Source organism: Kineococcus anabasis (assembly GCF_054590795.1).
On the sequence record NZ_BAAIHU010000006.1, the window covers coordinates 81,358 to 106,758 of the forward strand.

Below are 25,401 nucleotides of genomic sequence, written 5' to 3' on the forward strand. Positions count from 1 at the left end.
TACCTCTCACCAGTACAGGGGCAGGTTCGCCGGGGCCGAGGCCGACGGCGGCACCCTGCGCTGGGTGAGCGCGTAGGTCATGACGTCCTTGAACACCGGTCCCGCCGCGCTGCCGCCGTAGTAGTTCTTCTTCGGGTCCTGCAGGATCACCGCGACGATGAGCTCGGGGTCGTCGGCCGGCGCCATGCCGATGAAGGAGGCGGTGTACCCGGAGTAGCAGCCGCAGTCGGGGCTGTAGCGCTGCGCGGTACCGGTCTTGCCGGCCACGAGGTAGCCGGGGATCTGCGCGGCCGCAGCGGTGCCCTCCTCGCTGACGACGGCCTGCAGCATGTCGCGCATGGTCCTCGCGGTGTGCGCGCTGACGGCGCGCTGCGTGGTGGGGGCGGGCGCCGGCTCGTAGCCGCCGTCGGCGCTCGTCCAGCCCTGCACGAGCTGCGGCTGCACCCGCACCCCGTCGTTGGCGACGGTGGCGAAGACGCTGGCGGCCTGCACGGCGTTGACGGACATGCCCTGCCCGAACATGACGGTGAAGCGCTGCGTCCCGCTGTAGTCCTCCGGCTCGGCGAGGATGCCCGCGGACTCCGCGGGCAGCGGCAGACCGGTCTTCTCGCCGAACCCGAAGGCGCGCTGGTAGTCGTAGAGGGTCTGCGCGTCGACCTTCTCCCCCGCCAGGATCGTCCCGATGTTGCTGGACTGGGCGATCACCCCGGCGAGGGTCATCCGCGGGTTGCCCGCCTCGTGGGAGTCCTTGAACTCCTTGGTGGAGCGCTTCAGCCGCGACGTGATGGTGAACCTCGACGCCGGGTCCACCACCTCCTCCTCCAGGGCGGCGGCGAGGGTCACGACCTTCGCGGTCGAGCCGGGCTCGAACACGTCGGTGACCGCCGTGTTGTTGAAGGACAGGCCGCTGGCGCCGGCACGGTTGTCGGGGTCGACGCTGGGCGCGCTGGCCAGCGCGAGGATGCGCTGCTGCCGGTCCATCACCACCACGTTGCCGGACACCGACTCCGTGCCGGCCACGGCGTCGGCGAGCGCCTGCTGGGCCTTCCACTGCAGGTCCCGGTCGACCGTCAGGTGCAGGGTGTCACCGTCGACCTCAGGTTCACCCTCGCTGACGCCCAGCGGGATGGGCTGCCCCTTGGGGGTGCGCTCGTACACCTCCCAGCCGTCCTGGCCGCTGAGGCGCTCGTCCAGCCGGGCCTCCAGGCCGGAGACGCCCTTGGTGACGGTCTTCTCCGTCGCCTCGTCGGTGACCGGGCCCAGGACCCCCACGAGGGTGGACGCCGCCGGCCCGGTGGCGTAGACGCGGTGGCTGGCGCGCTCGCTGGCGACGGTGGGGATCTTCAGCGCCTGCACGTCGCGCCACACCTCGGGCACCACGCCCTTGGCGATGACCTCGTAGCGGTCCTCGGGGTTCTTCGTCAGCCGCTCCGTCAGCTCGGCCGCGTCCAGGTCGAGGACCTCCGCCAGCAGCGCGGCCGCACCGGCCGCCCCGACACCGCGCTCGTCGTCCACCGGTGCCGGGTTCGTCGAGCTGCGCATGTTGAACCAGCGCAGGACGCTGGGGTCGGCGACCACGTCCCGGCGCTCCACCGAGGTGGCCAGCTGCACGCCGTTCGCGTCGACGATGTCGCCGCGGTCGGCGTGCAGCGTCAGCTTGTTGGTCTGCCGCGTCTGCAGCGCCTTCGCGGCCAGCTCCGTGGCGTCGGTCCCCTGCAGCTGCACGAGGCGGCCGCCGAACAGGCTCAGGACCACGAGCACCGCCAGCACCCAGGCGCGCAGCCGCCGGTCGGCGCGCGGGCCCAGGTCGGGCCCTGCCTCGCGGCGTGCGGGGCGCTGTGCCACTGCTGGCTCCTCCTCGGGTCGTGGTTGCGGACGCCTCACCGCCCGTCGCGCCGGGGGCGGGACGGGCGGTGGCTCAGCGGGGCGCGTCCACCGGCGGGGTGGACGGGGTGGACGGGGTGGGGGCCGGCTGCGGCTCCCCCACCGCCCCCTTCCCGGTCAGGTGGACCGGGGCGGGCGCCGGGACCATGCCCAGCGCGGCGGCGCTGTCGTGCAGCGCCTGGGGCGCCGCCCGGCGGGCGATGCGCTCGTCCACCGACTGCTGCTGCTCGCGCAGGAGCGTGGACTCCCGCTGCAGGGTGCTGATGGTGAAGGCGTCCCGGGCGATGGAGATGTTCATCATGAGCAGCGCCAGCAGCCCGGCCGTGAGCAGCAGGACGCACAGCAGCGGCAGCGGCACGCGGGCCGCGAGCGCCGGGGGCGTCACCACGCGCAGCGCCGGGCGCGCCGGGGCCGCGGAGGGACGGGTGCGCAGCGCGCGCGCCGACGCGTTGCGGGCCGCGATCAGTGGCTGGCTCACTCGGAACTCCCTCCTCGCTCGGCGGCCGGTCCTCGTCCGGCCCCTGGTCCCCGCCGGGGTGCGGCCGGGGGTTCGCCGGGACGGCGGCGCGCTGCGGGCGCGCGGTTCCCCCGATCATCGGCGCCGGTGCGCACCACCGCGCGGAGGCGCGCCGAGGCGGAGCGCGGATTCACCCGCAGTTCCTCCTCGTCGGCGACCTCGCCGCCGCGGGTGAGCAGTTCCGCGCGGGCCGCGGTCCCGGGGAGTTCCACGGGCAGGTCCGGTGGCGCGGTGCTGCGGCTCACCCCGGCGAGGAACCTCTTGACGATCCGGTCCTCCAGCGAGTGGAACGTCAGGACCGCCAGCCGGCCGCCGGGTGCCAGCGCCCCGAACGCCGCCGGAACCGCCCGTTCGACCACCCGCAGTTCGTCGTTGACCTCGATGCGCAACGCCTGGAACGTCCGCTTGGCGGGGTTTCCGCCGGTGCGGCGCGTCGCGGCCGGAACCGCCTGGCGCACGAGTTCCACCAGGCGTGCGCTGGTCGTGAACTCCTCCCGCTCGCGTTCGCGCACCACGGCGGCGGCGATGCGCGAGGCGAACCGCTCCTCGCCCCAGGTCCGCAGCAGCCGTGCGAGATCCCGCTCCGGGTAGGTGTTCAGCACCTGCGCCGCGGTGTCGCCGCGGGTCTGGTCCATGCGCATGTCCAGCGCCGCGTCGCGGGAGTAGGAGAAACCCCGCTCCACCTCGTCGAGCTGCAGGGAGGAGACACCGAGGTCGAAGAACACCGCGTCGACCGCGTCGAGGCCGAGCCGCCCGAGGACCTCGGGCAGCTCGTCGGCGACGGCGTGCACGAGGGTGACCCGCTCGCCGAAGCCCGCCAGCCGCCGCCCCGCGAGCTCGAGGGCCTGCGGGTCGCGGTCGATGCCGACGAGGCGGGCGGTGGGGCAGGTGCGCAGGAGTTCGGCGGCGTGCCCGCCGAGGCCGAGGGTGCAGTCGACCGCGACCGCGCCGGGGTGGGTCAGCGCGGGGGCGAGGAGTTCCGTGCAGCGGCGCAGCATCACGGGCAGGTGCAGCGCGGCCGGGTCGGCGTGCGGCTCCGCGGGAGGTCCGGCGATGTCCGCGAGGCCTCCCGGGACGCGGACGTCGTGCAGTTCCCGCGCGCCGTCGGCACGCCCCTCGGCCGTCATCTCCGCCCCTCCTGCTGCTCTGCTCCGCGGCGGCACCCGGCTGGGGGTGCCGCGGTCGTGCTGCGCCGGTTGCCGGCGGTCGTCGGTACGGGGATCGGCGGGTGCAGGCAGGTTGCAGAGGGCGGGACAGTGCGGCGCTTCGTGGGCCCGGGTCCCCAACCGCCCCCGGCCCGGGTGGGCCCCGGCCTGGCGCCGGGGAAGTGCGCCAGGACGGTGGAGCGGGTGGAGACCCCGGCCCACGAGCCGGGTCACCGGGACGGTCGCGCCGTCCCGGGCACTGCGGTCACACGATGCCGGGCAGCACCTCCTCGGCCTGGTCGGCGAACGGCTGCTCGACGGCGGCGAGGTAGGTCTCCCACGTCGGCAGGTCCCAGATCTCGGCGCGGGACCCGGCGCCGATGACCGCCACGTCGCGGTCGAGCCCGGCGTACGTGCGCAGCACCGGGGGGATCGTGATGCGGCCCTGCCTGTCCGGGAGCTCGTCGGAGGCGCCGGAGAGGAAGACGCGGAGGTAGTCCCGCGTCTCCTTCCTGCTGAGCGGCGCCTGCCGCAACTGGTCGTGCATGCGCTCGAACTCCGCGGTGGGGAAGACGTAGAGGCAGCGTTCCTGCCCCCGGGTGATCACGAGGCCATCGGCCAGCTGCTCGCGGAACCTCGCCGGCAGGATCAGCCGGCCCTTGTCGTCCAACCGCGGCGTGTGGGTCCCGAGGAACACGACCCACCTCCACGACCGGACATCCGCAGACCGCCCCGCCCCGACCTTCAACGCCCGACGTGCACTGCCCGATGCGGTGTCGCCCCACGCCCCGCCCCACGCCGTCCGCACTGTCCGGGAGCGCCTGGCCGACCATGGTGAGCCACCGCGCCCCACAGTACTCCACTTCCCCCCACCGTCAACCAACGTCACCGTGCGCGACCTCCCCGCGACGGGGATCGGTGCAGGTCAGCGCGGTGGAGGGGAACGGGGCCCCGGCAGCCCCGCCGGGGCCGGCCGGGCGGGGGCCGGTGCCCCCGGACCCTGTGCAGAGCGGCGGCGGGGTGCGAGAGTGACCGTCCGGCAAGCCCGGAGGCGCGCGGTGGGGCACAGTGGGGACCATGCGGGAAGGACCCCGGCCCGGGCCCGGCGAGCACCTCCCGCAGGGACCGAGAGACGGGGAGCGCGTGACCACCACGAGTGCACAGGCCAACGGGCACGCACCCGAGCCGGCCCCCGGCCCGCTGCCCGCGGTACACGCGGGCCGCACCGGCACCGGCGGGCACGAGGTGGCCGACGTCGCCCGCACCGGCGAGGAGCTCGCCGCCGCCGTCGAGACCGTCATCCAGGGCAAGGAGGACGCCGTCCGCCTCGCCCTGACCGTGCTCTTCGCCGAGGGCCACCTGCTGGTGGAGGACGTGCCGGGCGTCGGCAAGACCATGCTGGCCAAGGCGCTGGCGCGGGCCATCGACGGCTCCGTGCGGCGCATCCAGTTCACCCCGGACCTGCTGCCCAGCGACGTGACCGGCAGCAGCGTCTACAACAGGGAGACCGGGGCCTTCGAGTTCCGCCCCGGCGCGGTCTTCGCCAACGTCGTCGTCGGCGACGAGATCAACCGCGCCTCGCCCAAGACGCAGTCGGCGCTGCTGGAGTGCATGGAGGAGGGGCAGGTCACCGTCGAGGGGGTGACCCACCGGCTGCAGGCGCCGTTCATCGTGTTCGCCACGCAGAACCCGGTCGAGATGGACGGCACCTACCCCCTGCCCGAGGCCCAGCGGGACCGCTTCATGGCGCGCATCGCGCTCGGCTACCCCTCGGTCGACGCCGAGCTGTCGATGCTCGACCAGCACGGCGAGGAGGAACCCCTCGACCGGCTGCGGCCCGTGACCGACGCCGCCACCCTGCGCGAGCTGAGCGCGGTCGTGCGCCACCTGCACGCCGCCGACGCGCTGAAGGAGTACGTGGTCAGCCTGGTGCGGGCGACGCGCTCCCACCCGGACCTGCGGCTGGGGGCGTCCCCGCGCTCCGCGCTGCACCTGCTGCGCGCGGCCCGCGCCCACGCCGCCCTCGACGGGCGCGACCACGTCCTGCCCGACGACGTCCAGCTGCTCGCGGTGCCCGTGCTGGCGCACCGCGTGCTCCTGGGCTCCGACGCGATGCTCTCCCGGCACACCGCCACCGACGTCGTCGCGGACCTGCTGCGCAGCACGCCGGTGCCCGTACCCGGCCGCAGGTGAGGACGGTGGGACCCGGTGCCCGCCCGGCCCGGGCGTCCAGGACGCGGCTGGGGCCGCTGACCACCCGCGGCTGGGCGCTGACCGGTGCCGGCCTGGTGCTGAGCGTGGCCGCCCTGCTCTGGGACCAGCGGGACATGCTCCGGGCGGGGGTGCTGCTGGTGGCCCTGCCCCTGGTGGCCCTCCTGCTCACCACCCGCGCCCGCTCCTCCCTCGTCCTCGACTCGAGGTCGAGGCCGCTCACGCTCCCCGCGGGGCAGCGCGGGACCGTCACCCTCACCGTCCGCAGCACGGGAGGGCGCGCCGGCGTGCGGGTGTGGCTGGAGGACACGGTGCCGTTCGTGCTGGGGACGGTGCCGCGGATGCCGGTGCCCCCGCTCGACCAGGGCCTCGCCCTCGACCTGAGGTACACGGTGGTGTCGGACGTGCGCGGCGCCTACCGCACCGGGCCGGCTGTCCTGCGCATCGGTGACCCCCTGGGGCTGTGCGACCTGCGCCGCACCCTGCCGGGCACGACCGCCGTCCACGTGCTCCCCGCGGTGCACCCCCTGCCCCAGGTCCCCCTCGGGGAGACACCCGGCAGCGGGGGCGGCGGGGCGAGCCGCCCCACCACCTCCGGCGGCGAGGCCGACGACATCACCCTGCGCCAGTACCGCCCCGGCGACGACCTGCGTCGCGTGCACTGGCGCTCCACCGCCCGGCGCGGGGAGGTCATGGTCCGCGAGGACGAGCGCGGCGGCCCCTCCGAGGTGGTCCTCCTCCTCGACCGCCGCTCCGTGGCGCACTCCGGGCGCGGCGCCGCGTCCTCCCTGGAGTGGGCCGTCTCGGCCGCCGCCTCCCTCGGCACGCACCTGCAGCGGCGCGGGTACACCGTGCGCCTCCTGCACGGCGGCTCGACCGGCCACGACTGGCCGGCCTCCGTTCCCGTCGAGACCCGCACCCGCGCGCTGCTGCACGAGCTCGCGGCCCTGGAGCCCGGCCCCGCGGACGACCTCCAGGCGGCCCTGCAGTCCCTGGGCCGGTCCCACACGGGAATGATCGTGGCCCTCCTCGGCGCTGTGGACTCCGAGGACGTGCTCCCCCTGGCCCCGCTGCGGGACCGCTCGGCACCGGCGTTGGCGGTGCTGCAGCGGACCCGGATGTGGCGCCGGGGGGTGGGGATCCACCACTCCGGCGACGACCCGGCGGGCCGGCGGGCCGAGCTCGTGCTGACGGGCGCCGGGTGGCGGACCACCACGGCCGTCCCGGGCATGGAGATCGCTGACGTGTGGGCCGCCCTGGCCCGGGGGACTTCGGTACGGAGGCCGGCGTGAACCGCAGCACCCGCACGACCCTGCTCGCCGGTGCGGCCAGCGCCGCCACCCTGCTGAGCATGCGCCCGCTGGTGCAGTCGGACGGCTGGCTCGGGGAGTCGCTGCTGCTCGTCGCGGCGGTCACCGGCGCCGGTCTCGGTGTGCACCGCCTCACCCGGCGGCACGGCCTGGCGGTGATCGCGCAGGTCCTCGTGGTGCTGGTCTTCCTCCAGGTGCGCTTCGCGCCCGGCACCGCGCTGCTCGGGGTGGTGCCCACCGGGCAGACGTGGGAGGCGCTGGCCGCGGTCGCGGTGAACTCCGCGGAGGTCGTGCAGCGCTACAGCGTGCCCGTGGCCGACGTGCCCGGCCTGCGCGCCCTGCTCCTCGCCGGGGCGGGCGCCCTGGTCGTGGCCGTCGACGCCCTCGCCACCCGGCTGCGCCACCCCGCCCTGGCCGGTGTCCCCCTGGCCGCCGCCTACGCCGTGCCCGTCTCGCTGGCGCCGGGTGGCTCGGGTGCGCTGTCGTTCGCGCTGGCCGCCCTGTGCTACCTGGCGCTGCTGCGCACCGACGTCAGCGGCCGGGAGAGGCGCTGGGTGCCCTCCGCCGCGCGGCGCAGCGGCGTCGGCGGGCTCGGGCTGGCCTCGGCCGCGGTGGCGGTGGCGGTGGTGGTGCCGGCGGCCCTGCCGGACATGGAGGAGCCGCCGCTCACCTTCCCGTTCAGCGACGGGGACCCCATCCTCGTCATCAACCCGATCCTCGACCTCAAGGACAGCCTCGGGGCCCGGTCCGACGTGACGGTGCTGAGCTACCGGACGTCGGAGAAGAACCCCGCTCCCCTGCGCATCGTGACCGCCGACGTCTTCGACGGGCGGACCTGGGCGCCGCGCACCGGGGAGGACATCCCCCGCAGCAACCGCGTCCAGGAGGGCCTGCCCGTGGCGCCGGGGCTGTCCGGCCAGGCGCTGGAGGGTGCCCGGCGCCAGACGACGGACATCTCGGTGCGCAACTTCCGCCAGCACTACCTGCCGCTGCCCTACCCGGCCACGGACGTGGACATCGACGGCGACTGGCTGTTCGAGCAGGGGACCCTGAACGTCGTCGGGGACGGCGAGACGGTCGCGGGCAAGCAGTACCGGGTGACGCACCTGGACGTGCAGCCGGAGGAGTCGGTGCTGCGCTCGGCGCCGCAGGCCCCCTCGGAGATCCTGGAGGAGTACACCAAGCTGCCCGACACGCTGCCGCAGGTGGTGCGCGACCGGGCCGAGGAGGTCACCCGGGGCAAGGTGAGCGCCTACGAGAAAGCGGTCGAGCTGCAGCGGTTCTTCCGCCGCACCGGGGACTTCACCTACTCCACGAACGCCCCCGACGACGGGGGCAGCGACGCCGTGGCGGCCTTCCTGGAGCAGCGCACCGGCTTCTGCGTCCAGTTCGCCTCCGCCATGGCGGTGATGGCCCGTTCGCTGGGCATCCCCGCCCGGGTGGCGATCGGCTTCCTGCCCGGTGACCGCAGCGGCGAGAACTGGCTGATCAGCGCGCAGGACGCCCACGCGTGGCCGGAGCTGTACTTCGAGGGCACCGGCTGGGTGCGTTTCGAGCCGACCCCCGCGACCCGGACGTCGCTGGCGCCGGCGTGGACGACGCCGCGCTCGCCGGCCACCGCACCGGAGGGCAGCGCACCGACGGCCTCGAGCCAGGCCCTGAACGTCCCCACCCCGACGGCGTCCGCGCCGACGCCGCCCCCCGGTGCGCTCGGCGCCCCCGCTCAGGTCGGGCGCCGGGACGCCGGCCGGGTGCCCGCCGTGGCGGCAACCCTGGGCGGGCTGCTCCTCCTGGTGCTGCTGCTGCCGCTGGTCTCGGGGCGGGTGCTGCTGCGACGCCGCTGGCGGGCGGTGCGCACCCCGGGTGAGGCGGCGGAGGCCGCCTGGGCGGAGCTCGCCGACCGGACGCGGGACCTCGGTGCGGTGTGGCCGCCCTCGGCGACGCCGCGCCAGGCCGCGGAGCGTCTGGTGGAGTTCGCCGAGCTGCCGGCGGCGGAGGTGGCCGCGCTGACCGGGCTGCGCCGGGCGGTGGAGTCGGCCCGCTTCGCCCCGGCGGCCCGGGAGCGGGGCGGGGAGCGCCCGGTGCGGGCCGACGTGGACCGGATCGTCGCCGCGGTGGCGGCCCAGCGCCCGCGGGGTGTGCGCTGGCGGGCGCTGCTGTGGCCCTCGGCGGGTCTGCGGGCCCTGGCGGAGCGGGGTCGCCGGGCCGGGGTGCCGCCCACGGCGTCGGCGGCCGGGCAGGCTCCCGGGCGCTCCGGCCCGCGCGGTGAGCGGGCGGGCTCGCGCCGCTGAGGTCCCGGGCCGGCGGACGCCGGGGTCCGCGACCTGCGGACGGACACACGACGGAGGGGCCGGACGCCTACTGGCGTCCGGCCCCTCCGTCGTGTGTCCGCCGGGGTTGCTGCCTGCTCGTGGGGGTGGGACCGCGAAGCATGGTGGTGCCGGGACCCGCCGTGCGCACACCGCGGGTCCGGGCGAGCTCACCACTGGTTGCGGCGACGCTCCCAGCGTTCCTCGAGCCTGGCCATGAAGCCGCTGCGCGCGGCGGGGTTGCGGACCGGCCGGAGCCTGCCCTGACCCTGGCCCTGGACGGGTTCGGGTGCCGCCGTGCGGGGTGGCGAGAAGGCCCACACCGTGCCGGCGAGCATGATGACGAAGCCACCGACGCCGACCCACAACTGGCTCGCGGCGACCCCGATGACGAGAAGGACAAGACCCACGACGAGGGCAACGCCGCCCACGAGCAGTCGTCGACGCGCCGCCCGGGCGCGGTGGGACCCGCGCATGGCCGACGCGAACTTCGGATCGTCCGCGGACAGCGCGCGCTCCATCTGCTCGAGCAGACGCTGCTCATGGTCCGAGAGCGGCACCTGTACCTCCTGGCGTGCGCACGGTGAACTACAACCATAAGTCTCCCGATCCATCCGGGAAACTCGATCCCGGGGCCCGCTGCGGGCAGGCCCCACCGGGTCCAACGTCCGGCCCGGTGATGAGTTCCTGCCCTTCACGGACTGTCCCCAAACGGTTTCTCTGCGTATATCTCATGGTGGGCACGGCCGGGGCACGCCGGGGCCCGAGGAGACTGGCGGGCCGCACCGTGCCCGGCCCGAACCGGGCGCTGACCCGGTCCACGGCGCCGTCCGCCTCCCGCCAGCCGTCCGGCCGCTCCCCCAGCACCAGCTGGCGGTGCTGGGCCGCCGCCTCGACCAGCCCCTCCACCCGCACGCCCACCAGTCGCACCCGCGCACGCTGCAGGCCCAGGCCGTCGTAGAGCGCCTGCGCCGTCCCGTGCAGCACCCGGGTCACGTCGGTGGGCTCCGCCAGGGTGCGCGAGCGGGTCAGCGTCGTGAAGTCCGCGAACCGCACCTTCAGCACGACCGTGCGCCCCGCCAGGCCCTGCACCCGCATCCGCCCCGCCACCCGCCCGGACAGGCGCAGGATCTCCCGGGCGACGAGGGCCGGGTCGTCCACGTCCCGCGCGAACGTCTGCTCGGCGCCCGCGCTGCGCTCCGGGCGCGACGGCAGCACCGGGCGCGGGTCCCGGCCCCACGACAGCTCGTGCAGGCTCCGCCCGGCGGCGTCGCCCAGCACCCGGCGCAACGTCCCCGCGGGGGTGTGCGCGACGTCGGCGACGGTGTGCAGCCCCAGCCGCGCCAGGGCCTCCTCCGTCCGCTCCCCCACCCCCCACAGCGCACCGACGGGCAGGGCGTGCAGGAACTCCACGGTGTGCGCCCTCGGCACCACGAGCAGCCCGTCGGGTTTGGCCGCGGCGGAGGCCAGCTTCGCGACGAACTTCGTCGCCGCGACGCCGACCGAGCAGGCCAGTCCCTGTTCGTCCGCGACGCGGGCGCGCAGCAGCCGCGCCACGGCCGCCGGGCCGCCGAGGCGGCGCCGGGCGGAGGCCACGTCGAGGAACGCCTCGTCCAGGCCGAGGGGCTCCACCCGGTCGGTGAGGGAGCGGAACACCGCCATCACCCCGGAGGAGACCCGCGCGTACTCCTCGTGGTGCGGGGGCAGGACGACGGCCTCGGGGCAGAGCCGGCGGGCGCGGCCCACCGGCATCGCGGCCGAGACCCCGCGGCGGCGCGCCTCGTACGTCGCGGACAGCACCACGCCTCGGCGCCCACCGCCCACGATCACCGGGTGCCCCCGCAGCTCCGGGTGCCGCAGCAGCTCCACGGAGGCGAAGAAGGCGTCGAGGTCGGCGTGCAGGACGGTGCAGCCGGTGTCGTCCCCGCCGCCCCCGAGGGCGGGGCGGGGGACCTGCCGGCGGCTCACCGCGGCCCCCCGGCCGTCGGGGTGCCCCGCCGGCCGGGAGGACGCCCCCGGTCAGCGCCGGGCGTGCAGGTGCAGGTGCCCCGCCAGCGGCAGCAGCTCCTCGCGGGAGGCGGCCCCGGCGTCGAGGCGCTGCAGGAGCGCGAGGTCCGCGTCGGACTCGGCGCAGGTGCTGGGCACCAGGTCCGTGAAGGCGCGGGTGCCCTCCACCTCGGTGACGGTGAACCCGGCGTGCTCGGCCAGCGCGGTGGCCGAGGCGCGGTCGAAGCGCCGGCGCAGCGGGTCCGCCACCCCCCACCGGTGGTCGGGGTCGCCGAGCACCTCCAGCGCCTGGGCGAGGTTCCCGGACAGCGCCCGGGCCAGGACGGTGCCGGACCACTGGGCGACGAGGAGGCTGAGCCGCCCGCCGGGGCGCAGCGCGGAGTGCGCGGAGCGCAGCGCGGCCAGGGGGTCGTCGACGACCTCCAGCACGCCGTGGCACAGGAGCAGGTCGGCGCCCGCCGCGGGCAGGAGCGTGCCGAGATCGGCCGCGTCGCCCTGCACCGCCCGCACCCGGCCGGTGAGCCCGGCCTCGGCGGTGCGCCGCTCCAGGGCGGCGAGGGCGTCGGGGCTGGGGTCGACGACCGTGACGGAGTGCCCGAGCGCGGCGATGCGCACGGCCAGCCCGCCCGTGCCGCCGCCGAGGTCGACCACGGAGACCCCGCCGGAGGCCGACGGCGCACCGGCGCACCCGGCCAGCAGCCGCTCGACGCCCTCCCACAGCACCCCTGCGGTCCGGAACCCGCCGCGGTCCTTGGCCACGCACTCCTCCTGGTTCGTCGTCCCGGGAGCGCCCTGCGCGCGGCCGCGCCGCGCCGGGAGCCGTCCCCGTCCGGCGCCCACCCTAGACAGCACCCGCCCGGGCACCGCCGCGGCGCGCTCACCGGCAGGCTCACCCGCACGCTCACCGGCCGGCGCTGCCGGGGCTGGCGTGCCACAGCCTCCGGCCCGCCGGCGGCGCGCCGGGGACCGCCCCGTCCGGGCTCCCCGCGCCCGGGACCTCCGCGTCCGGGAGCTCCGCGTCGGGAACCCCTGCGCCGGGAACCCCTGCGTCGGGAACCCCCGCGCCGGGAACCCCCGCGTCCGGAACCGCCTCCGGTGGTCCCCCGGCGCCCGGGACCTGCCCGGGCCGGGCCAGCCGGCGGGTGTCGCGGGCGTCCTCCCCCGCGGGCCGCACGTCCGCGTACGGCGACTGCCGGAACCCGCTGGCGTGCACGAGCACCCGGTGCCCGCCCATGCCCCCGGCGCGCCGGCCCTCCTGGGCGTGCGGCCCGCCCGCCGCGCCCCCCAGCGTGCGGGCGCCGAGCTCGGTGCTCGGCTGCCGGCCCGGCGGAACCGGCGGGCGGGCCACCACCGGGCGGGTGGAACGGCTGGCCGCCGCACCGGCCACCGCGGCGGGCGTGTGCGTCGGGTCCGGCGCCGCCGCCAGCAGCGCCAGCACCGCGGCCCGGCCACCGGCCAGCCACACCTCGCGCAGCGCGGGCAGCTCCCACGCGCCGGTCGCGCGCAGGGACACCCCGCGCGGGCCGGTGCGGCGCAGCACCCCGCGCACCAGGAGCAGCCAGGAGTGGAACACCGTCGCCGCGTACGGGCCCTGGGCGTCCTCGAAGAACGTCACGTCCAGCGGGCCGGTGGAGTCGTCGAGGGTGAGGAACACCACCCGCCGCCCCGAGCGCACCGGCGGGGTCTGCGTGGCGACCTTCACCCCGGCCACCAGCAGCTCGCTGCGGTTGCGGCGCTGCAGCAGCTCCCGCGCGCGGGTGGTGCCGAGGTCGGCGAGCACCGGCGCGTAGAAGTCGAGGACGTGGGCGCTGGCGTCGAGGCCGAGGACGTCCAGCTCGGCGCGCACCCGGTCCGCGCCGCTCATCTCCGGCAGCCCGCTGGGCCGCACCTCCCCGTCCCCGCCGAGGTCGAGGGCGAGCTGCACCGCCCGCCCGCCGGCCCCGGGCGCGGGTGCAGGTGCCTGCGACTGCGCCCGCGCGGCCGAGCGGACGTCACCCGTCCCCTCCCGGGTTCCGCCGCGCGCCGTCCCGTCCCGGCCCGACCCCGACGCGGGCCGGGACGGGGCGGCGCGACCGGAACCCCGGGAGGGGCCACCGGAGGGGCCACCGGAGGGGCCGTCGAGCTCCGCGAGGTGCAGCAGCAGGTCCCGGCGGGTGGTGCGGCCCCGGCGCGCGGCCCCGGGCAGGCCGGTGCCGTGCAGGGAGTCGAGGGCGCCGGCGAGGACGAGCCGCTCCGCGACCGGGCGCGAGGGGCGGGCGCGGTGCCACACGTCGGCCAGGCAGGCGTAGGGCCGCGCGGCGACGATCCGGGCGACCTCCTCGGCGGTGATGCCCTTCACGTCCGCCAGGGACAGCCGGATCCCCCAGCCGGTGCCGTCGGGAACCCCCGGCGGCAGGTCCGGTGCCGCCGGGGCCAGGACCCCCTGCCCGCGGGGGCCCTCCCGCGGGGGCTCGACCCGCTCCACCCGGTACACCGCGTCGGAGGCGTTGACGTCCAGCCCGAGCACCTCGATGCCCATGGTGCGGGCGTCGTCGAGGATCAGCCGCTTGGGGTACATGCCCGGGTCGTGGGTGAGGACCCCGGCGAGGAACGCCGCGGGGTGGTGCGCCTTGAGCCACGCGGACTGGTACGTCGGCAGCGCGAACGCCGCGGCGTGCGCCTTGCAGAACCCGAACGAGGCGAACGCCTTGAGCACCTCCCAGATGCGGGCGGCCTCGGCGGGGGCGAAACCCTGCTCCGCGGCGGCGCGGGCGAACCAGCCCTCCGCCCGCGCCTGCCCCTCGCGGGAGCCGAGGCGGCGGCGGACCTCGTCGGCCTCGTCCAGCTCCACGCCCGTCGTGGTGGAGATCACCTCGATGACCTGCTCGTGGAACACCACCACCCCCCACGTGGGCGCCAGGACCCGCTCCAGCCTCGGGTGCAGGAACCGCGGCGGCGCCCAGCCCTGCCGGGCGGTGAGGAAGGGCGTCACCATGTCCGACTTCACCGGCCCAGGCCGGAACAGGGAGATGTCGACGACGATGTCGGCGAACGTCTCGGGGGCGAACTTGCCCACCAGCTCCCGCTGCCCGGGGGACTCGATCTGGAAGCAGCCGAGGGTGTGGGTGGAGCGGACGAGGGCGAACGTGGCCTCGTCGTCGAGGGGGACCTGCCCGCGGTCGTCGAGGTCGACGCGGACGCCCTCGACGCGCTCGACCTCCGCCACGGCGTGCTGCATCGCGGACTGCATCCGGATGCCGAGGACGTCGAGCTTGAGCAGGCCGAGGACCTCCACGTCGTCCTTGTCGAACTGGCTCATCGGGAACCCGGACCAGCTCGCCTCGACGGGGGTGCGCTCCAGCAGGGAGAGGTTGGACAGCACGACGCCGCAGGGGTGCAGCGCGACGTGGCGGGGCAGGCCGTCGAGGCGCTCGACGAGGTCGAACAGGACCGCGAGGCGCTGCTCGCCGAGGCCGCTGCGGCGCAGCTCGGGCAGTTCCGCGATCGCGTCGCGGGCGTCGCGGGCGCGGATGTGCGGGAAGGCGGTGGCGATCGCGTCGATCTCGGCCGGCGGCATGCCGAGGGCGGCGCCGACGTCGCGGACGGCGTGGCGCACCCGGTAGGTGTCCATCATCGACACGCACGTGACGCGCTCGGCGCCGAAGCGGTCGAGGACCGCCTCGTAGACCTCCTGGCGCCGGTGGGACTCCACGTCGAGGTCGATGTCGGGCAGCTGGGCGCGGCGGGGGTTGAGGAACCGCTCCATCAGCAGGCCGTGCTCGAGGGGTTCCACCCCGGAGATCCCGAGCAGGTGGTTGACGATGCTGCCCGCGCCGGAACCGCGTGCGGCGACCCGCACGCCGAGGGAGCGGATCAGGTCGCACACGTCGGCGACGGTGAGGAAGTAGGTCGGGAAACCCGTGGCGGCGACGGTGCGCAGCTCCGCGTCGAGCCTGCGGTGCACGGCGGCCAGGAGCCTCTCCCCCGCACCGGGGTAGCAGCGCCCGATGCTCGCCTCGCAGCGCTCGCGCAGCACCGCGGCCGGCTCCGCCCGCGGGTCGAGGCCGAGCGCGGCGCGTTCGGGCAGGTGGGTGCGGCCGATGCCGAGGTCGGCGGCGGGGTCGAGGCGGCAGCGCAGGGCGAGGTCCTCGGTGGTGGCGAGCAGTTCGGCGGCGGCCCGCCCGGGGTCGCGCCCGGCGCCGGGCCCGGCGGCCCGCGCGACCTCCAGGGCGGTGCGGGCCATGTCGGCGCCGGGCAGCAGCCAGGCCTGGCCGGTGGTGCGGTCCACGTGGCGCTCACCGAGGGGCACGTGGCGGCGGACGGCGTCGAGCAGGTCGGCGACGACGGCACCGGAGGGGTCGGGGTGGCGCACGGCGTTGGTCAGGACGGCCGGCACGCCCGCCTCGCGGGCCAGGGCGAGCATCCGCGCGGCGGAGTGCAGGCTCGCGGGGGTGCGGGCGGGACCGTGGTGGCAGACGACCTCGAGGTACAGGGAGCCGGTGGGCAGCAGGGCCCGCCAGTGCTCCAGGGCGGCGCGGGCGAGGTCGTCGCGGCGGGCGAGGACGGCGCGGCCGACCTCGGAGGCCGGGCCCAGCAGGACGGCGAGGCCGCCGCCGGCGGCGTGGGCGGCGACGAGCGCGCCGGTGGCGACGGGGTGCCCGCGCCGGCCGCGCAGGTGGGTGTCGCTGACGAGCCGGCACAGCGCCGCCCAGCCGCCGGGGCCGCCTCCGGTGGCGAGGACGACGGCGCGGGGGTGGCGGGGGTCGGTGTCGGCGCCGCCGCGCACGGGGACGCGCGCGGGCGGGCGCCGCGCCGCCGCGGAGGGGTCCGCCCACGCCGGCAGGCCCGTCACGAGGCCGCTGGGTGCGAGGGCGAGGTCGACGCCGAGGACGGGGGCGACCTGCTCGCGCAGGCAGGCCAGGACGAACTTCACCGCCCCGTAGAGGCCGTCGCGGTCGGTGAGGGCGAGGGCCCCCATCCCCGCCGCGGCGGCCCGGGCGACGAGCACGTCCGGGGACGCGGTGCCGTGGCGCAGGGAGTAGCCGGAGGCGACGTGGAGGTGGGTGAACTGCGGGCGCGGTGTGCGCGGCATGACTCGTCCTGTTCCCTCGGGTACCGGCTCCTGGGGAGCCGTTCGCGCCGTGGGGAAGGAACGGAGCTGCGGAGATGGTCAGCGGCTCGCGGGGAGCCGTTCGCACCGGGGGAAGGAACGGGGCGGGATGCGTGCCGGGGGGATCAGCTCGCGGCGGTGTGCTCGGGCAGCAGCGGTACGGGCGGCAGGCCCAGCACCGCCTCCACCGCCCGGTGGAACGCCTCGGCCTGGCGCATCACGTCCTCGGCCGCGGTGGCGTCGACGACCTCGTGGCGGCCGGCCTCGATCGCGGAGCGGCGCACGGCCGTCGTCGCGAAGAAGGCCGCCCAGTCGGTCAGCTCGGGAGCCACGCGGGGCAGGGTCTCCCACGCGCTGCGGGGGGTGCTGCCGCGCCGGGGGGAACCGGGGCGGCCGCGCACGGCGAGGACGGCCGCGGCACAGCGCAGCGCGGCCAGGTGGGAGTACAGGTAGCGCTCGGCGGCGCCGTCGCTCCCCCAGGCCGTGAGGAGGTCCTGGCGGGAGCGCTCCAGGAGGTCGAAGGCGGCGGGGGTGACGGGCAGGCGCCCCTCGGGAGCGGGCGCGGGGGCCCGGGATGCCGACGCGCGCGGCCCTCGGGTCCTGGTGGTGGGCATGGGTCCTCCTCAGTCGCTGACGCGCAGCAGGTGCCAGGTGTCCCCGGCCGGCGGAGCCGGGGAACCCGCGGAGCCGGCGGGGGCGGGGCGGGACAGGTCGTAGACGCCCGGGACGCCCGTGCGTCCCGGGCTGGCCTCGACCCGCCACACCTCGCGCTCGAGGTCCAGCGCCCCTCCGGGGAAGGAGGAGGGGACGCCGTCGCCCTCGCCGTGCACGGCCGCGACGCCCGCCTGCTCCCACCAGGAGCTGCGCTCGCGCCAGCGGGCCAGCACGTCGCGGACGACGTAGAACCTGCCGCGCCAGAGGAACTGCGCCGGGGCCGGTACCGCGCCACCGGCGCACCGGACGTGCACCGTCTCGGAGAGATGCCGCACGCCGATCACCTCCTGCTCCGCCCACCGCGGTGGGCACCGGACCCGGGCCCCCGGTACCCCCATCACACCCCACGGGTACGACAGAGCCCGGCGTCGAGGAGTCGGGGGAAGTCGACCCACGACGGAGCACCCGGCGCGCGAGGTGCGGGAGCTTCCCCTTCCCCCGCGGCCGCCCACCGGGTGCCCGCCCGTTCGAACACATGTTCGAACACCTCGAAGATACACCGATCACCCTGAGCGGCGTCAACGGGAACGGCCGCCCCGGCGCGGTGCGCCGAGACCGGCCGGCCGTCGGCCCCGAACTCCGCTTGACCGGTTGAGCGGCGTCGTCCACCCCTCGGCGCCGACCCCGAGCGCACCTACGTCACCGGCATCTCCTCCGGCGGCATGATGACCAACGTCCTGCTCGCCACCTACCCCGACCTGTTCGAGGCCGGGGTGTCCTTCGCCGGGGTGCCGCACGCGTGCTTCGCGGGTGAGCCGACCTGGAGCACGGAGTGCGCGACGGGGCGCATGGACCGGACCCCGCGGGAGTGGGGCGACCTCGTGCGGGCGGCGTACCCGGGGTACACCGGGCCCCGGCCGCGCGTGCAGCTGTGGCACGGCACCGAGGACGACGTCCTGAGCTTCGAGAACTTCGGCGAGGCGGTCGAGCAGTGGACCGACGTCCACGGCGTCGGCCAGACCCCCACGCGCACGGAGCAGGACTTCTACGGCCCCGGCCGGGTCCGCACCACCTACGGCAGCGGGCAGGTCCAGGCGGTGCAGGAGACCGGGCAGGGTCACAACCTGCAGATCGTCTCCGACCAGGCGCTCGCCTTCTTCGGCCTGCGCAGCGGCGTGGTCCCCTCCCCGTGGACGTCCGGGGCCCACGACTTCGAGCGGTTCGGCGACGACGCCTCCGTGCGCGAGCAGTTCGCCGCGTTCGGCCGCAACACCTCACCCTGGAGCGGGACCTCGTCGGGCAGGGCACGAACGCCCTGCGCCTCGGCTACGACTTCACGACCCAGGGCTACACCGGCATCGGCAAGCAGCTCGGGGGCGACTGGTCCGGTGACGACGCCCTGCGGTTCTGGTACGTGCCCTACGGCTCGGGCAACAAGCTCGTGCTGCAGCTCGCCGCCGGCGGGGTCCCCTACGAGGCGTACCCCTCGCCGGCGGGCACGGAGCCGCGCTGGGTGACGATCCCGTTCGCCGACTTCCGCCCCGCCCCCTGGGACACCGCGAACGCCGCCCGGCGGATCAGCGCCTCGGACCTGCGCGCCCCCCGGGGCGTTCAACGTCTGCGTCAACGCCGTCGAGGGCGCGGCGACGAGGGGTTCCGTCGTGCTCGACGCGATCGAGCCGGTGCGCACCGCGGGCACCGCGCCGGAGGCCCTGCCCGGGCGCCCGCGGGTGCACGACGACGACGGTCCCGGGCGCCGGGACGGCACGTTCACCGTCACCGCCGTCCTCGAGCGGGACGCGACCGCCCGCTCCGCGGCGTTCCGGGAGAACGGCGTGCTCGTGCGCTCCGTGGCCGTGACGCGGCGGGCCGACGGCAGCCAGGTGGCGACCCTCGAGGTCACCGGCCGCCCCGCGGGCCGGCACACCTACGAGGTCGTGTTCGCAGGCACCTCGGGCGAGTCCGGGCGCGTCGGCCACACGGTCACCGTGAAGCGTCCCCGACCCGGAGGGCGCCGCCGGGGGAGCGGGTTCCCCGGCGGCGCCCCCCGAGCACCGCGAGGACGGCGAGCAGGACGACCCACCCCGGCCAGCCGAGCGGCCCGGCGGCCGGGTCGGGCCGGGAGCCGGCAGCGGCGAACGCGGCGGTGAGACCGGCGCTGCCGTTGACGAGGGCGTGCACGACGACCGCGGGCCAGATGGTCCCGGTGCGCAGCCGCAGCTCCCCGAGGACGGTGCCCAGCAGGACGCAGAAGACCGTCATGAGGAGCACCGCGGTGCCGGGCGCGTACCCGGGGTAGTTGTAGCCGAGCAGGACGACGGGCGCGTGCCACAGCCCCCAGACGACACCGTGCACGAGCAGGGCGCGCCGGCGGCCGAGCGGGAGGAGTCGGGGCAGCAGCCACCCCCGCCAGCCGACCTCCTCCCCCGCGGCGAACACGCCGTTGAGGAGCGGGGCGAGCAGCGTCGAGGCGACGAGCACCACCGCCAGCACCGCCGGCGGCACCTCGGCGGGCAGGCCTTGCCCGGTCAGCTCCCGCGCGCGCTGCTCCAGGCCGGACAGGTGCACCAGGTCCGGCTCGTAGGCCCCCGCCGCGGTGGCGAGGGCCAGGGCGGCGAGGAAGAGCACGGGGGCGGCCGCCCAGGCCAGGAGGCCGGCGCGCACGGTCGGGCGCCAGCTCCCGGGGGGCCGCAGTCCCGTCGCGGCGGGCACGGCGGCGGGGCGGCGCACCCAGCGGGTCACGACGGCGGTGGCGAGCGCGGGCGTGAACATCATCGCGGTGAGGACGACGAGCGCGCCGGGGGTGTCCAGTCCTCTGCCGGAGAGCCACAGCGGCGCGGCCACGAGCCAGGCACCGGCGTAGCTGACGAGGACGAAGACGGCCAGGGCGGGCAGGTCGAGCCGCTCCGCCGCGGGAGCGGGGGCGGGGGCGGCAGCGGGCGCGGGGGCGGCAGCGGGCGCGGGGGCGGCAGCGGGCGCGGGGGCGGGCGGAGGGGCAGGGACGGGCGGGGGCAGGGAGGTCGGTTCCACGACCTCATGTTCTCAAGAGTGAGAACAGTCGCAGTCATGAGAAAGGCTGATGCCCCGTCAGCCCATGTGCGGGTAGCGGTGCTCCACCGGCGGCACGAACGTCTCCTTGAGGGAGCGGGGGCTCACCCAGCGCTGCAGGTTCAGCGCCGAGCCGGCCTTGTCGTTGGTGCCCGAGCCGCGGGACCCCCCGAAGGGCTGCTGCCCGACGACGGCGCCGGTGGGGCGGTCGTTGACGTAGAAGTTCCCCGCCGCGAAGCGCAGCACCTCGGTGGCGTGGGCGATCGCGGCCCGGTCCTGCGCGATGAACGCCCCCGTGAGCCCGTACGGGGAGGTGGACCCCACCTGCGCCAGCACCCGCTCGTGGTCGGCGTCGTCGTAGACGTGCACCGCCAGCAGCGGGCCGAAGTACTCGGTGCGGAACACCTCGTGGCCGGGGTCGTCGACGAGCAGGACGGTGGGCCGCACGAACCAGCCCACCGAGTCGTCGTACCTGCCGCCCGCGGCGATGCGCACCCCCGGGGCGGAACGCGCCCGCTCGATCGCCTCGACGTTCCTGCGGTACGCGCGGGCGTCGACGAGGGCGCCGGTGAAGTTCGACAGGTCCGTCACGTCGCCCACCGCCAGGGCGTCCACCTCGGCGCAGAAACGCTCCCCCATGCCGTCCCACACCGAGCGCGGCACGTACGCGCGGGAGGCCGCGGAGCACTTCTGCCCCGAGTACTCGAACGCCCCGCGCAGCAGCGCCACCCGCAGCACGTCGTCGTCGGCGGAGGGGTGGGCCAGCACGAAGTCCTTGCCGCCGGTCTCCCCCACCAGCCGCGGGTAGGTGCGGTAGCCGGAGATGTTCTCCCCCACGGTGCGCCACAGGTGCTGGAACGTCGCGGTGGAGCCGGTGAAGTGGATGCCGGCCAGGTCCGCGTCGCGCAGCACGACGTCGGAGACGACGGGACCGCTGCCGTGGACGAGGTTCACCACGCCCGGCGGCAGGCCCGCCGCCTCCAGCAGCCGCATCGTCAGGTGCGCGGAGAACGCCTGCGTGGGCGAGGGTTTCCACACCACGACGTTCCCCATGAGCGCCGGCGCGGTCGGCAGGTTGCCCGCGATGGCGGTGAAGTTGAACGGGGTGACGGCGTAGACGAAACCCTCCAGCGGGCGGTGGTCGGTGCGGTTCCACACCCCGGGGGAGCTGACGGGCTGCTCGGCGAGGATCCGCCGCGCGAAGTGCACGTTGAAGCGCCAGAAGTCCACCAGTTCGCAGGGTGCGTCGATCTCGGCCTGCTGCACGGTCTTGGACTGCCCCAGCATCGTCGCCGCCGCCAGCGTCTCGCGCCACGGCCCGGCGAGCAGGTCCGCCGCCTTGAGGAACACCGCTGCGCGGTCGTCGAAGTCCGTCGCGGCCCAGTCGCGGGCGGCGGCCTTCGCGGCGCGGACGGCGGCGGCGGCCTCCTCCGTCGTCGCCTCGGTGATCGTGCCCAGCCGCGCGGCGTGCCGGTGCGGCTGCACGACGGGCACGGGCTCACCGGCCCCGCTGATCCGCTCCCCGGCGATCGTGTGCGTCAGGTCTGCGTCGAGACCGGCGAGGCGGGTCAGCTCCCGCTGCAGGCGCTCGCGCTCGGGACTGCCGGGTGCGTACCCGTGGACGGGCTCGTTGACGGGCTCGGGGACCTGTGTCACGGCCTGCACGGCGACCTCCGGGGTTCCTGGGGCGGGGACGGGTTGCTGCTCCGGCGCTCGCTCAGGACGGCAGGAGGGAGCGCAGGAGGAACGCCACGTTCGCCGGGCGCTCGGCGAGGCGGCGGGTGAAGTAGGCGTACCAGTCGGAGCCGTAGGGCACGTACACCCGGACCCGGGAGCCGGCGGCGACGAGCCTGCGCTGCTCCTCGACGCGGATGCCGTGGAGCATCTGGAACTCGTGGTCGTCCGGGCCGCGGCCGGCTCGGGCGGCGAGCTCGCCGGCGATGCGCACCAGGCGCGGGTCGTGGGTCGCGACCATCGGGTAGCCCTGCCCCTCCAGCAGGATCCGCAGGCAGCGCACGTAGGCCCGGTCGACGTCCGCCTTCGCCGGGTACGCCACGGACTCCGGCTCGGCGTAGGCGCCCTTGACGAGGCGGACGCGGGAACCGGCGTGCGCGAGGTCGCGGCAGTCGGCCTCGGTGCGGCGCAGCATCGCCTGCAGCACGGCGCCGACGTCGGGGAAGTCCGCGCGCAGCTCCCGCAGCGTCCCCAGGGTCGCGTCGGTGGTGCTGGCGTCCTCCATGTCGAGGGTGACGAGCACCCCGGCCGCGGTGGCGGCGGCGACCAGCTCGGCGGCGAGGCCGGTGCTGACGCGCCGGCCGTCCGGCAGGCCCTGCCCGAGCGCCGACAGCTTCACCGACGCCTCGGCACCGGCGGGCAGGCGCCCGGGCAGGCCCTCGGCCGCGAGCCTGCGGAACAGCGCCAGGTAGGCGTCGCGGGTGGCGCGGGCCTGCGCGAGGTCGGCGGTGTCCTCCCCGAGGTGGTCGAGGGTGAAGCGCAGCCCGGCGCCGGTCAGCTCGTGCACCACGCGCACCGCGGCGTCGAGGTCCTCCCCGGCGACGAACCGGGCGACGAGGGGACGGGTGGCCGGTGAGGAGGTCACGGTCCGGCGCAGGGTGTCGTTGCGGGCGGCGGCGAGCAGTGCCCCCCGCAGGGCGGTGGCGAGCACGCGGGACCTCCTCGGCTGCGGCGGGACCGCACCGGCACGGGCCCGTCCCGGCACACTACGACCGCCGGGCGGCGCGGTCACGGCACACCACCCGGGGCTCACCGGCGCGGCCGGCGGGCCGGGGTGCGGGGGCCCCGCGGCCATGATCTGCGGATCGCGCCCGCAGCGCCTACCGTCGGAACATGGGGATCGCGAGCCGGGGGGGCTCGGCGTCGCCGGAGCTGCTCGAGCAGCCCGCCGTCGCCGCGCTCGCCACCGCCCTGGAGTCGATGCGCGCGGCCGGGACGGTCCACGTCCTGCCGCAGGAGCTGCGCACGCCCGCGGAGGTCGCCGCGCACCTGGGCGTGCCGACCGCCGCGCTGGCCGTCTGCGTGCTGCTCATCCCACCGGGGCCGGGCCCGGCAGCGTCCCGCACCGCCTGGCTCCCGTGGTTCCTGCGGCACGAGCGGGCCGCGGGCGGGTGCCACCCCGCGGGGACCGTGCTGGTCGTCACCTCCTGCGTGCACCGGGTCGTGCCGGAACAGGTCGCGGACGTCCTCGGGCTGCCGGCCCTGCGGGAGGCCGAGGCCGTGCCCGTGCTGCAGGACACCGGATCCGTGCTGGGGGGCGTCGCCCCGCTCGGGCACCCGGAGCCGCTGACGACCCTCGTGGACGTCGCGCTGGCCCCCCACCCGGTCGTGTGGGCGCGCGCCGGGCACCCGAGGACCGTCTTCCCCACCCGCTACGACGAGCTGCTGCGCCTGACCGGCGGGCAGCCCGTCGAGGTGGGCTGACCCGGCGGGCAGCGGGTCCGGGCGTGGCGCGAAACCCGGGTACGGCGGGAGACCCCGGCGCGGCACCGGGTTCCGGCGCGGTGGGGGGCGCGCACGCCCGCTGGGCCGCCGACCAGCCCGTGCTGCTGTCCGGTCTGGCGCTGCACTGCGGGGGCCGCCCGCCCGGGGAGGCGGAGGTGGTGCTCCTCGTGCACGGCCTGGGCAGCTGCACGTCGGTGTGGGACCTGGTGGCCCCCGCCCTGGCGGAGCGCTTCGCGCTCGCCCTCGTCGACCTGCCGGGCCACGGCGCCGCGCCGCTGCCCGGGGAGGACGCGGACGCGCTGCTGGAGCTCATGCGGCCGTCGGCCCTGGGGGCGCGGCTGCTGCGGGCCTGCCGCGAGCTGGGGGTGCCGCGGGTGCACCTGGTGGGGCACTCCCTCGGCGGGTGGGTCGTGCTGGAGGCCGCCGCCGAGGACGGGGCGGGCACCGTGGGCGGGACGGGCGGCGTGGACGGGACGGCGGGGCCCGTGGTGGCGAGCGTGACGGCCCTGGCACCGCCGGGGCTGTGGACGACGCCGCGGCGCCGCCCACCACTGGTGCCCACGGGCCAGCAGATCGCCCGGTGGGGCCGGCGGGTGCCCCGCTCGGTCCTGCGGCGGCGGTGGGCGCGCCGCCTCGTGCTGGCCGCGACGAGCGCGGTCGCGGCGGACCTGCCCGAGCAGGTCGCGCTGGACGCCGTCGCGGCGGTGGAGTCCGCCGCGGGGTACCGGGCGGCGGACGCGGGGATCGCCGCCGGGCGCTTCACGCGGGGGCGGGACGTGCGGGCACCGGCGACCGTCGTGTTCGGGACCGCCGACCGGGTGCTGCCGGCCGCGTGCAGGCTGCGCGCGGCCGCCCCGCCGGGCTGCACGTGGGTGGAGTGGGACCGCTGCGGGCACGTGCCGCCGTGGGACCGGCCCGCCGACTGCGCGGAGCTGGTGACCTCCACCGTCCGGGAGGCGGCGCGGGAGGCCGGGGGCGGACGCGGCGCCGGGCGGGGCGCGCGGGCGGGTGGTTCTGCGTGTGCGGGCGGGGGAACGTAGTGTCGGCGCACGTGACCCCCACCGCCGGCCCCGCGACCACCGCCCCGGGCCTCGTGACCCTCCACCTGTGGGGGGTGCCGACGCGGGCGGTGGTGGCGGCAGCCTCCCGGATGGCGCTGGACCGCCGCCACCTCGTGCGCGCCCCCGGGGTGCGCTTCGCGAAGCTGCTCGGCACCGGCTCGGGGCGCACGTTCTCCGTGGCGGACGCCGACCCGCGCCGCTGGGCGCTGCTGGTGGCCTGGGACTCCCCCGGCGACGCCGAGGCGTTCGAGCACGGGCGGACCGTGCGGGCCTGGTCGGACCTGGCGCAGGAACGGCTCGTGGTGCGGATGCGGCCGCTGTCCAGCAGGGGCACGTGGTCCGGTGCCACCCCGTTCGGCGGCCCGGGCCGGGCGCGCGGGGAGGGGCCGGTGGCGTCCATCACGCGGGCCCGGCTGCGGCCGCTGAAGACCCCGACGTTCTGGAAGGCCGTGCCCCCGGTGGCCGCCGACCTGCACCGGGCGCGCGGGCTGCGCCTGGCCGTGGGCATCGGGGAGGCACCCGTGGGTTTCCAGGGGACGTTCTCGCTGTGGAGCGACGAGAACGCGCTGCGCTCGTTCGCGCACCGGCGCAGCCCGCACCTGGAGGTCATGCGCCGCAGCGCCGCGGAGCACTGGTACGCGGAGGAGCTGTTCGCGCGGTTCGAGGTGCTCGACGTGGAGGGCACGGTCGGGGGCCGCACGCCCTGA

The 25,401-nt window shown here is 76.8% G+C and carries 19 protein-coding genes and 2 pseudogenes; 8 read left to right on the forward strand and 13 right to left on the reverse strand.

The genetic code is table 11. The features are described 5' to 3' along the window. Positions 1-6: 6 nt before the first annotated feature. The 4 genes from ACYQBY_RS09190 to mraZ form a co-directional block, all read right to left on the reverse strand. On the reverse strand, positions 7-1,845 hold the full coding sequence (locus tag ACYQBY_RS09190; RefSeq protein WP_459643553.1) for a peptidoglycan D,D-transpeptidase FtsI family protein: 1,839 nt from the start codon (positions 1,843-1,845) through the stop codon (positions 7-9). A 73-nt stretch (positions 1,846-1,918) separates the two neighbouring features. After that, positions 1,919-2,362 (reverse strand): hypothetical protein, encoded by a 444-nt coding sequence (locus ACYQBY_RS09195; protein WP_459643554.1) that lies wholly within the window; start codon positions 2,360-2,362, stop codon positions 1,919-1,921. Further along, a complete protein-coding gene (rsmH, locus tag ACYQBY_RS09200; protein WP_459643555.1) occupies positions 2,359-3,528 on the reverse strand; it encodes a 16S rRNA (cytosine(1402)-N(4))-methyltransferase RsmH in 1,170 nt (389 codons plus the stop codon). The genes ACYQBY_RS09195 and rsmH overlap by 4 nt, the downstream gene beginning before the upstream one ends. A 283-nt stretch (positions 3,529-3,811) precedes the next feature. Continuing rightward, positions 3,812-4,243, reverse strand: coding sequence for a division/cell wall cluster transcriptional repressor MraZ (gene mraZ / locus ACYQBY_RS09205; RefSeq protein WP_459643556.1), 432 nt, complete (start codon positions 4,241-4,243; stop codon positions 3,812-3,814). A 446-nt stretch (positions 4,244-4,689) separates the two neighbouring features. Between mraZ and ACYQBY_RS09210 the strand changes: the two genes are divergently transcribed. The 3 genes from ACYQBY_RS09210 to ACYQBY_RS09220 are packed head-to-tail and all read left to right on the forward strand — an operon-like array spanning position 4,690 to position 9,358. After that, complete coding sequence (locus tag ACYQBY_RS09210) at positions 4,690-5,739, forward strand: AAA family ATPase (RefSeq protein WP_459643557.1); 1,050 nt, start codon at positions 4,690-4,692, stop codon at positions 5,737-5,739. 5 nt (positions 5,740-5,744) lie between these two features. After that, entirely contained in the window at positions 5,745-7,049 is a 1,305-nt protein-coding gene (locus ACYQBY_RS09215) for a DUF58 domain-containing protein (RefSeq protein WP_459643558.1), read from the forward strand. Next, the gene (locus ACYQBY_RS09220; protein WP_459643559.1) at positions 7,046-9,358 is read left to right on the forward strand and encodes a transglutaminase family protein; all 2,313 of its coding nucleotides are present in this window, start codon (positions 7,046-7,048) and stop codon (positions 9,356-9,358) included. Before ACYQBY_RS09215 ends, ACYQBY_RS09220 begins: the two co-directional genes overlap by 4 nt. Before the next feature lie 188 nt (positions 9,359-9,546). Here ACYQBY_RS09220 and ACYQBY_RS09225 read toward each other — a convergent pair whose 3' ends face one another. From ACYQBY_RS09225 to ACYQBY_RS09250, 6 genes are all read right to left on the reverse strand, one after another. Continuing rightward, a complete protein-coding gene (locus tag ACYQBY_RS09225) occupies positions 9,547-9,936 on the reverse strand; it encodes a DUF3040 domain-containing protein (protein WP_459643560.1) in 390 nt (129 codons plus the stop codon). A gap of 28 nt (positions 9,937-9,964) precedes the next feature. Then, on the reverse strand, positions 9,965-11,344 hold the full coding sequence (gene dinB, locus ACYQBY_RS09230; protein WP_459643561.1) for a DNA polymerase IV: 1,380 nt from the start codon (positions 11,342-11,344) through the stop codon (positions 9,965-9,967). A gap of 51 nt (positions 11,345-11,395) precedes the next feature. Then, positions 11,396-12,142 (reverse strand): methyltransferase, encoded by a 747-nt coding sequence (locus tag ACYQBY_RS09235; protein WP_459643562.1) that lies wholly within the window; start codon positions 12,140-12,142, stop codon positions 11,396-11,398. Between the two features lie 142 nt (positions 12,143-12,284). Further along, the gene (locus ACYQBY_RS09240) at positions 12,285-16,454 is read right to left on the reverse strand and encodes a DNA polymerase III subunit alpha (protein ID WP_459643563.1); all 4,170 of its coding nucleotides are present in this window, start codon (positions 16,452-16,454) and stop codon (positions 12,285-12,287) included. Positions 16,455-16,597: 143 nt separating this feature from the next. Beyond that, positions 16,598-17,086, reverse strand: a complete 489-nt coding sequence (locus tag ACYQBY_RS09245; RefSeq protein WP_459643564.1) for an SAV_6107 family HEPN domain-containing protein — start codon at positions 17,084-17,086, stop codon at positions 16,598-16,600. A 9-nt stretch (positions 17,087-17,095) separates the two neighbouring features. After that, positions 17,096-17,461 carry a DUF6504 family protein gene (locus ACYQBY_RS09250; RefSeq protein ID WP_459643565.1) on the reverse strand — a complete coding sequence of 122 codons (366 nt, stop codon included), beginning with the start codon at positions 17,459-17,461 and terminating at the stop codon, positions 17,096-17,098. 351 nt (positions 17,462-17,812) lie between these two features. Between ACYQBY_RS09250 and ACYQBY_RS09255 the strand changes: the two are divergent. Together ACYQBY_RS09255 and ACYQBY_RS09260 are read left to right on the forward strand one after the other, a co-directional pair. Next, positions 17,813-18,256 (forward strand): annotated as a pseudogene (locus tag ACYQBY_RS09255) (CE1 family esterase); the annotation flags it as partial. Between the two features lie 59 nt (positions 18,257-18,315). Next, positions 18,316-18,534: pseudogene (locus tag ACYQBY_RS09260) on the forward strand (hypothetical protein); the annotation flags it as partial. 575 nt (positions 18,535-19,109) lie between these two features. Here ACYQBY_RS09260 and ACYQBY_RS09265 read toward each other — a convergent pair. From ACYQBY_RS09265 to ACYQBY_RS09275, 3 genes are read right to left on the reverse strand one after another with little or no spacing between them, the layout of a single operon-like run. Continuing rightward, on the reverse strand, positions 19,110-20,156 hold the full coding sequence (locus ACYQBY_RS09265; RefSeq protein WP_459643566.1) for a CPBP family intramembrane glutamic endopeptidase: 1,047 nt from the start codon (positions 20,154-20,156) through the stop codon (positions 19,110-19,112). Between the two features lie 57 nt (positions 20,157-20,213). Further along, positions 20,214-21,839 carry an L-glutamate gamma-semialdehyde dehydrogenase gene (gene pruA / locus ACYQBY_RS09270; protein ID WP_459643567.1) on the reverse strand — a complete coding sequence of 542 codons (1,626 nt, stop codon included), beginning with the start codon at positions 21,837-21,839 and terminating at the stop codon, positions 20,214-20,216. A 52-nt stretch (positions 21,840-21,891) separates the two neighbouring features. Continuing rightward, positions 21,892-22,839, reverse strand: a complete 948-nt coding sequence (locus tag ACYQBY_RS09275) for a proline dehydrogenase family protein (protein WP_459643568.1) — start codon at positions 22,837-22,839, stop codon at positions 21,892-21,894. 182 nt (positions 22,840-23,021) lie between these two features. On the opposite strand from ACYQBY_RS09275, the gene ACYQBY_RS09280 reads away from it, so the two are divergent. From ACYQBY_RS09280 to ACYQBY_RS09290, 3 genes are all read left to right on the forward strand, one after another. Next, positions 23,022-23,612 carry a YbaK/EbsC family protein gene (locus ACYQBY_RS09280; RefSeq protein WP_459643569.1) on the forward strand — a complete coding sequence of 197 codons (591 nt, stop codon included), beginning with the start codon at positions 23,022-23,024 and terminating at the stop codon, positions 23,610-23,612. Positions 23,613-23,692: 80 nt separating this feature from the next. Continuing rightward, the gene (locus ACYQBY_RS09285) at positions 23,693-24,673 is read left to right on the forward strand and encodes an alpha/beta fold hydrolase (RefSeq protein ID WP_459643570.1); all 981 of its coding nucleotides are present in this window, start codon (positions 23,693-23,695) and stop codon (positions 24,671-24,673) included. 11 nt (positions 24,674-24,684) lie between these two features. Beyond that, complete coding sequence (locus ACYQBY_RS09290) at positions 24,685-25,401, forward strand: monooxygenase (RefSeq protein WP_459643571.1); 717 nt, start codon at positions 24,685-24,687, stop codon at positions 25,399-25,401.

Bases quoted from the DNA above. Each gene is read 5' to 3' on its own strand.
- ACYQBY_RS09240 (WP_459643563.1), bottom strand. From the start codon at position 16,454: ATGCCGCGCACACCGCGCCCGCAGTTCACCCACCTCCACGTCGCCTCC.
- ACYQBY_RS09245 (WP_459643564.1), bottom strand. From the start codon at position 17,086: ATGCCCACCACCAGGACCCGAGGGCCGCGCGCGTCGGCATCCCGGGCC.
- ACYQBY_RS09280 (WP_459643569.1), top strand. From the start codon at position 23,022: ATGGGGATCGCGAGCCGGGGGGGCTCGGCGTCGCCGGAGCTGCTCGAG.
- rsmH (WP_459643555.1), bottom strand. From the start codon at position 3,528: ATGACGGCCGAGGGGCGTGCCGACGGCGCGCGGGAACTGCACGACGTC.